The following is an 8,469-nucleotide window of genomic DNA, read 5'->3' as shown; positions in this document are numbered from 1 at the left end:
TACGAATTGGTTTCTAGTTTTTCAGTTTTTCGGTAGGGTTTTATGCTAACGGATATCGAAATCGCACAACAAGCGAAATTATTACCTATTCAGGAGATAGCCAGTCGCGCAGGTATTCCAGAAGAAGAGTTGGAATATTATGGGAAATATAAAGCGAAAGTGCGATTAAGTTTGTTATCGCGACTACAGCATAAACCGAATGGGAAACTTATTCTGGTTACGGCGATAACCGCGACTCCTGCTGGCGATGGGAAAACCTGTACCGCTGTGGGAGTAACGCAAGCATTAGGGAAACTCGGGAAAAAGGTTATTCTCTGTTTGCGCGAACCGTCGTTAGGACCGACATTTGGAATTAAAGGCGGTGCTGCTGGCGGTGGATATTCGCAAGTATTACCGATGGAAGATATCAATCTTCACTTTACGGGCGATATCCATGCGGTCGGAACCGCACATAATCTGCTAGCGGCAATGGTTGATAACCATATTGCGCGCGGTAATGAACTTGATATTGACCCAACAACTATTCTCTGGAAACGCGTGGTGGATATGAACGACCGTGCATTACGCCATATTATTATCGGGCTCGGTGGACGAGTGCAAGGTGGCGTTCCGCGCGAGAGTGGATTTGATATAACGGTTGCTTCAGAAGTCATGGCTTGTTTAGCGTTATGCACTGATTTACAGAGTTTGAAGGAACGGTTAGCGCGGATTGTTGTCGGATATACCTTTGATAAGAAACCGGTTACTGCCGGTGATTTGAAAGCTGCTGGTGCGATGACGTTATTATTGAAAGATGCGATAAACCCGAATTTAGTTCAGACCATTGAAGGACAACCGGCGTTTGTACATTGTGGTCCGTTCGGCAATATCGCTCACGGAACGAATAGCATCTTGGCAACGAAAATGGCACTAAAACTAGCGGATTATGTGGTTACTGAAGCAGGGTTTGCCACCGATTTAGGTGCGGAGAAATTCTGTAATATCGTTTGTCGAACTGCAGGATTTGCGCCGGATGCTGCAATTTTAGTCGCAACGATTCGAGCGTTGCACATGCACGGTGGCGTCGAGAAAGATAAATACTCAGAACCGAATCTACCTGCATTGAAAAAAGGGATAGCGAATCTGGATAAACATATTGAAAACGTGCAGAAGTTCGGGGTGCCGGTCATTGTTGCGATTAACCGTTTTCCTAATGATACGGGAGACGAGTTGAATTATCTTATTGAACATTGTCGAGCGAAGAATGTCGCCTGTGCGATTTCTGATGTGGTTGCAAAAGGTGGTGCAGGCGGAATTGCGCTTGCGGAATCAGTTCTGGAAACACTAGCAACGACTCCGAGTCAGTTCCATTACCTTTATGATTTAAACTTACCGATTACCGAAAAGATAAGAATTATCGCTACTGAAATCTACGGTGCAGATGGTGTCGTATATACGCATCGTGCAGAAAATGATATCAACAGTTTGAATCGGAACGGGTTTAGTTCATTGCCGATATGTATGGCGAAAACACAGTTATCCTTATCTGATGACCAGTTATTAAAAGGAGCACCGAAAGGATGGAATTTAACCGTTCGAGAAGTAAAAATATCTGCTGGAGCTGGTTTTTTAGTTGCATATACGGGCGATATTATGACCATGCCAGGGTTACCGGAACATCCCGCAGCGGAAAACATTGATATAGATGCAAACGGAAAAATAACTGGGTTATTCTAATACTCCAACGTAAGAACGTAAGAACGAAGGAACAATTTTTTTGTCTTACTGTTCTTCCGTTTTTCAGTTCTTTAATTCTTTCATTTCTATTATTTAGGATTTGGGATTTAGAATTTGGAAGTTAACCTTTGATCTATGCCTAGCCACCTTCAGACGCTTCTAACCGCAGGGACCTTTGTGGTCTGTGCGGAAATGGAACCGCCACGGAGTGCGTCTCCAGAAGATGTTCGCAAAAAATGCGGGTATTATAAGAATTATGTTACTGCGGTAAACCTAACTGATAACGCATCTGCAAACGTGATGATGTCAAGTTTAGCGGCGAGCGCGATTCTTGTTCAGGAGGGATTGGAACCGATCTATCAGCTAACCTGTCGCGACCGAAACCGATTAGCGCTGCAGAGTGATTTACTCGGTGCCGCTGCGCTAGGAATCAAGAATGTACTCTGTTTAACTGGCGACCATCCAGTTCTCGGAACCCAACCGGAAGCGAAACCGGTCTATGATATGGATTCAGTTCAGCTAGTCCAGGCAGTTAGTGGATTATGTCAGGGAAGATTAATGAGCGGGGAAGAAGTTAAGAGCCCGCCAGAATTTTTTATCGGAGCGGTAGCAAATCCGTTTGCGACTCCAGAACCGCTCCAGCTGATGAAACTGGAAAAGAAAATAACCGCTGGTGCAAAGTTTATCCAAACACAAGCGGTATTCGATTTGAAGAAATTCGACCAGTGGATGCGGCAGGTTCGAGACCGTGATTTGCATAACCGAGCGTATTTTCTTCCTGGCGTGTTATTAGTTCGGTCGGTGAAAGCGTTCGTGTTTATGAAGGAACAGGTTTCCGGAATGAGTATTCCGGACGAACTAATCCAGCGGATGCAATCCGCGTCTGACCCGAAAGAAGAAGGGAAAAAGATTTGTTTGGAAATCATTGCCGCATTACGGAGTATTGAAGGGGTTGCAGGAATCCATTTCATGCCGTTAAAAGCGGAATCGCAAGTACCGCTTATCATCCAACAAGCAGGATTACTTCCTAGCTCTATTCTTTCGGAATAAATCGTATGCGATTAATCAATCTCGTTAATAGTTATCCTCGGAGACTGGTAATTCCATTAATGGGATATCCGGGAACGCAGTTAACAAATACGACGCTGAAACAGAATGTATTTAATTGGGGTATCCAATTCTGGTCAATTTCGGAATTAGCGGAATTGTGCCAACCGGATGCGATATTTTTCATGATGGATTTATCAGTTGAAGCTGGCGCGTTAGGGGTTCCGGTTCGCTATCCATTAGAAGACTCACCGACCGTAGAACAGCATTTGGTTCAAGAAGTAGCGGATTTAGAACAGTTTATGTGTACCGATATCTTAAAAGATGGACGAGTTACGGTATTCCTAAAAACTATGGAACTGATGTCCCAGCATCTAGATATGCTCAAAGGAGCATATTGTATCGGTCCATTTACGTTAGCAGGATTACTTACCGGCGCTTCCGAAATCGCTATGGCAACTATTGACCGGCCGGAATTCCTGCATGAAATATTAAACTTTTGTACGCAGGTGATTACCAAATATGCGGTAGCGTTAGTAGATAGTGGAGCGGATATCGTTGCGATCCTCGAACCGACGGCAGTGTTTCTATCGCCAAACCAGTTTGAAATATTCTCGGGAAATTATATTAAAAAAATTGTGCGTGCGATTCATGCAATATCAGTTCTGCATATTTGCGGGGATAGTAGCCATCTGATTGAGAAAATGTGCGAAACAGGGGTAGAAGCGTTGAGTTTAGATTCGCTAGTTAATTTCAAGCAAATCGCCTGTAGAATGAAAAATGAAGTTATCTTAATGGGCAACCTAGACCCTGTGCGGGTAGTACGAAATTTATCCGTGGACGAAGTTAAACATGTTACCCAACATTTTTTGGCAGAAACCCGTGAAATAAAGAATTTGATTTTAAGCACTGGTTGTGACCTGCCGCAGGATACTCCCTTAGCAAATATTCAAGCGATGATTGAAATAGGTAAGAAATATCAGATATAATAGCCGCAACAGAATGGAGTTGTCGTTTCTCCGATATACACGCCATGCCGAGATATCATCCGGAACTTGCCTTTCATATAATCGCCAAACCCGTAGGTCCGCTTTGCAATCTAGCGTGCCGATATTGTTTCTATCTGGAAAAGCATAATTTATTCCCGGCAACCGAACAGTATCGGATGTCAGATGTGGTGCTAGAAACGTATATAAAACAATATATCCAGTCGCAAGATGTACCAGAAATCCATTTCAGCTGGCAGGGTGGCGAACCAACGTTGTTAGGAATAGAGTTCTATCAGAAAGTGATTCGGCTACAGCAGAAATATGCTAATGGAAAAAAAATAACTAATTCTTTCCAGACCAACGGTATACTGCTGAATGACGCTTGGGCAGAATTTCTAGCGCAGCATCATTTTTTGATTGGATTGAGTATCGATGGCCCGCAAGAATACCATGATTGCTACCGAGTGAATAACCAGCAGCAACCGACGTTCGACCGTGTCATGCTCGGGTTAGAGATTCTCAAAAAACATCAGGTAGAATTTAATACGTTAACCTGCGTCCATAAAAAGAATATGCGGTCTGCAAAAGTAATCTATCAATTCCTGAAAAATATTGGCGCGAACTATCAGCAGTATATTCCAATTGTGGAACGAAAATCAAATGGTATTGGACAGGGAGCCGAGCGGAGTCAACCGCTTGCTTCTCCACCGGATTTGGTTCATCCAGAAAAATCAATGCAGGTAACGAAATGGAGTGTTGAACCGCGAGAATTCGGTCGGTTCCTGATAGATATATTCGATTTATGGGTTGAACAGGATATCGGAGAAGTTTTCGTTCAATATTTTGATAATGCATTATCGAATTGGCTTGGATTGAGAAGCCCGTTATGTGTGTTTGCGCCTGAATGCGGGAAAACGGTGGTTATCGAACATAACGGGATGCTCTATTCCTGCGACCATTATGTATATCCAAAGTTTGCGCTCGGGAATATTTTAGAACATCAGCTTAATGAACTGGTATATTCTGAAAAGCAACAGCAGTTTGGGAAAAATAAATCCGCGTTATTACCAGAATATTGCCAGCAATGCGAAGTTCGGTTCGCCTGTAATGGTGGATGCCCGAAACATCGGTTTCTCCAAACGCCAGCTGGGCAACCGGGGTTGAATTATCTATGTCAAGGGTTGAAATTGTTTTTTGAACATATCCGACCATATATGGAAATTATGAGGCAACTGGTTTATGCTGGGCGTCCAGCTTCAGCAATTAGAGAACTTATAGCTCAACAAAAGAAACTAGAACGAAGTAAAAAAATGAAACCGAACGACTTATGTTTTTGCGGAAGCGGTAAGAAATATAAAAAATGTTGCGGGATGCTAGACGCCGGCTATTAGCCGGTATTTCGTATCGTCTGACAGGGTAGAATACCGGATCGTAATAAAAATTGATTATCCGTTGCGCATAATCCCAAGAATTAGTTTAAGAGATACATTTCTTGATTTAATTTAAGACTAGAAAAAACAAACTTACCAATGGTGAGTTTGGTTTTATCATTCTATTTTTTCTATAACTCTAGTAGAATCAGGATATTACAATTTCTTGAATTATTGCTATTGACAACTGCTTATTGTGGAGTATAATACAAGATAAAACATAGATGGACATGCAGAGCTAGCCTGTTCATTAACCTATAAACAACCTTTATAGGCAGGGAAACTCGCTTGTGCACAAGGGAATAATAGTTCAGTCATAGAACTCTATCTCTACTAGCAGAAGATGAATCCGCAAATTGTCATTTCTAGTTTTAGTTAAGGAGTATAATAAGGGTTATGACAAAAGCTAATTCTAAAAACACCACACTCCGAGCGCATTTTATTCCGAACTCGCATCTCGACCGGGAATGGACGTTAAATTATCAGCAGACCCGGAAACTTACCGTAGAATTTCTGGATACGCTACTCGATATGATGGAAAAATATCCGGAATATACTTTCTGCTTAGATTCGCAGACGATTCCGCTAGAAGATTATCTGGAAATCCGGCCACAAAAACGGGAACAGATTAAAAAATTCGTTCAATCCGAACGTCTCAATATCGGACCGTGGTATACCGCACCGGATTGTAATATAACCTATGGGGAAACGACGATTCGCAATCTGCTTATCGGACATAAGGTTGCTGCTGAATTCGGAAACGTAATGAAGGTTGGATATACACCGTTCGGATTCAACCAGCCGTCACAACTACCGCAGATTTACGCTGGCTTTGGGATAGATACCATATTTTTCTATCGCGGGATAACAAATTTTGAATCCCCGCAAGCGGAATTTCTCTGGGAATCACCGGATGGAACGGTAGCACTTTGTTCCCGATTCGGTTCCGCAGCCCGATATAACTTCTATATGTTTGTCTGGCGGCCGGTAGTCTATGGCGGGAAAAGTATCCGCGACCGCGTTTTTGATTGGAAATCCGGCGGGGTTCCGTTTAAATTGATTGATGCAATGCGACAATACGACCATTATTTCCAGCAAGCGCCGTTGAAAGAACTCGATGAATCGCGATTGCAGGCAGCGTTACGTGATTTAATTAATCGCGAGAAGAAACATTTTTCTACCCCCGTAATTCCATTCATGCAAGGGATGGATTCAACGCAACCTGACCCGTTAGAAATTGAAATATTCAATAAACTGCAAAAGTATCTTAAACCGGGTGAAAAACTTTTTTTCAGCACGCTGCCGAAATATGTTGAGGATTTGAAGTCTGCAGTTAATCGGGCTACATTGAAACAGTTTCGGGGCGAGATGCGATATCCGGGTCAACAATCTCCGTTAACGATTCTATTTGGCGATATGGTTTCAGCACGACCACGGCAGAAGATTAAACTGGTCGAAGCGGAAAATATCTTAACTCGATTAGCGGAACCATTTTCAACTCTCGCTTATCTGCTCGGTGAAGAATATCCAGAGAAATATTTTGAACTTGCCTGGAAATCGCTGCTACAATGCCAGCCGCATGATACAATCGCCGGCTGCGGTATTGATGCGCTGGAAGAAGATGCGTTCTATCGACTCAATCAAACGATTCGCATCGCTGATACCTGGCTGCAGAATTCGCTCGCGAAAATCCAGCTTCGAATAAATACGAAAAAAGTTAAACCGGAAGAGATTGTGATAACGGTTTTTAATCCATCACCTTATCCACGATCAGAAGTGGTGACTGCGTATATTGATATCCCGAATCAACTTCACCGGGTTGTTGATGGACAAGCGCAATCTGATGTGAACTTAGCGTATTATAATCTTTACGATGAATCCGGTACCCCGGTTCCCATGGCAACAGTTTCCCTGAAACCAGGCGAAAAAACGATTCGGAATAATACCGATTTAACGATGGCGTTACCCTGTCAGGTAGCACAAACTAATTTCTGGGCAGAAAACATTCCTGCGTTCGGATATAAAGTTTATACGGTTCGGACAGTAGCTATTCCGCCGGGAATTGATGCTTGGATATCACCGCAGCCGAACCAACTTGAGAATGAATTTCTACAGGTAACCGTTACCGCTGATGGAACGCTATCAATTTACGATAAATCTAATGGTCAGACATATACAAATCAGCATTATTTTATTGATGAAGGTGAAGCAGGAACTGCCTGGCAACATCGGCGAATGATGCAAGATAAGGTGGTATCGAGTCTCGGTTGTCCGGTTCGGATATCGCTGGTTGAAAATAACCAACTCGCTGCAACAGTTCGAGTAGATTATTTTATGGAAATACCTGCTGGATTCGGACATAGCGAGCTCGTTGACCATGATAATATGTATCTCGATACTTTTCGTTCGGAAGAAATGAAACCGTTAACAATAACTTCATATTTCACGCTGCAGCGCGGTGCGAAATCAGTTGCCGTGAAAACGATCATTGATAACCAAAGTAAAAATCATCGACTGCGATTGCTGTTCCCAACTGGATTAGCGACCGCAAAATATTCTTCAGCGGAATCGCCGTTTGATGTTTGTGACCGCTTGATTGATAGAGACAGAAACCATCCGTTCCGATTAACGCAGAATCCGAGATATCCGATGTTACGGTTCGTTGATGTTAGCGATGGCGAGAAAGGATTTGGGATTATCACTAAAGGGATACATGAATATGAGGTTATGGATAATCCGGCACGAACGTTAGCGATAACGTTGCTGCGTTCATTTGAGGTTACGTTATGTACGGTAAGTTATCGCTGGGAAAAACGACCAGAACAAGAGTTGAGCCAATCGCTTGGTAAGCATATTTTTGAATATGCTATTATTCCACATTCAGGTAACTGGGAAAAAGGGAACCTATTTGCGGAAGTGGAACGATTCCATTTCCCCTTACTTGTCGGTCAATCTACTCGGAATAATAAATCAGGAACACTACCTGCTAGTTATAGTTTCATATCTATAGAACCAGCCACCCTTGTTTTAAGCGCATTTAAAAAAGCGGAATATAGTAAAAATTTGATACTCCGCATTTATAATCCGACTGATACATGGGTAACAGGTAAAGTATGCTTTGCGTCTGCGTTAAAACTCCGAAAGGTTCAGCTTGTCTCGATGGAAGAGAAGTTTATCAGGAAGCTACGATTAGAACCGGATAATTCGATAACCATTTCAATTCCAAAGAAAAAAGTTGTAACGGTTGAGCTTATCAGGTAAAATAGAATAGCTATTTGCAGTGATTA

Annotated in this window: 5 protein-coding genes; all 5 read left to right on the top strand. The window is 42.6% G+C overall.

Annotated elements, in window-relative coordinates; genetic code table 11:
• The first annotated feature begins 42 nt into the window (after positions 1-42).
• The 5 genes from N3A72_10460 to N3A72_10440 all read left to right on the top strand — a co-directional run bounded on the left by N3A72_10460 (position 43) and on the right by N3A72_10440 (position 8,443).
• Positions 43-1,716: a formate--tetrahydrofolate ligase gene (locus N3A72_10460; GenBank protein ID MCX7920005.1), complete on the top strand. Its 1,674-nt coding sequence runs from the start codon at positions 43-45 to the stop codon at positions 1,714-1,716.
• A 135-nt stretch (positions 1,717-1,851) separates the two neighbouring features.
• A complete protein-coding gene (locus tag N3A72_10455) occupies positions 1,852-2,766 on the top strand; it encodes a methylenetetrahydrofolate reductase (GenBank protein MCX7920004.1) in 915 nt (304 codons plus the stop codon).
• Between the two features lie 5 nt (positions 2,767-2,771).
• The gene (locus tag N3A72_10450; GenBank protein MCX7920003.1) at positions 2,772-3,752 is read left to right on the top strand and encodes a uroporphyrinogen decarboxylase family protein; all 981 of its coding nucleotides are present in this window, start codon (positions 2,772-2,774) and stop codon (positions 3,750-3,752) included.
• 44 nt (positions 3,753-3,796) lie between these two features.
• Positions 3,797-5,143 carry an anaerobic sulfatase maturase gene (locus tag N3A72_10445; protein ID MCX7920002.1) on the top strand — a complete coding sequence of 449 codons (1,347 nt, stop codon included), beginning with the start codon at positions 3,797-3,799 and terminating at the stop codon, positions 5,141-5,143.
• 435 nt (positions 5,144-5,578) lie between these two features.
• A complete protein-coding gene (locus N3A72_10440) occupies positions 5,579-8,443 on the top strand; it encodes a hypothetical protein (protein ID MCX7920001.1) in 2,865 nt (954 codons plus the stop codon).
• Positions 8,444-8,469: the final 26 nt, after the last annotated feature.

Source organism: bacterium, assembly GCA_026416715.1.
In the GTDB taxonomy this organism is placed as follows: domain Bacteria; phylum UBP4; class UBA4092; order JAOAEQ01; family JAOAEQ01; genus JAOAEQ01.
This window is presented reverse-complemented; position numbering and strand designations above follow the sequence as displayed.

Excerpts from the sequence above, each read along its gene's own strand:
- N3A72_10460 (MCX7920005.1), top strand. The coding sequence starts at position 43 with ATGCTAACGGATATCGAAATCGCACAACAAGCGAAATTATTACCTATT.
- N3A72_10455 (MCX7920004.1), top strand. The coding sequence starts at position 1,852 with ATGCCTAGCCACCTTCAGACGCTTCTAACCGCAGGGACCTTTGTGGTC.
- N3A72_10450 (MCX7920003.1), top strand. The coding sequence starts at position 2,772 with ATGCGATTAATCAATCTCGTTAATAGTTATCCTCGGAGACTGGTAATT.
- N3A72_10445 (MCX7920002.1), top strand. The coding sequence starts at position 3,797 with ATGCCGAGATATCATCCGGAACTTGCCTTTCATATAATCGCCAAACCC.
- N3A72_10440 (MCX7920001.1), top strand. The coding sequence starts at position 5,579 with ATGACAAAAGCTAATTCTAAAAACACCACACTCCGAGCGCATTTTATT.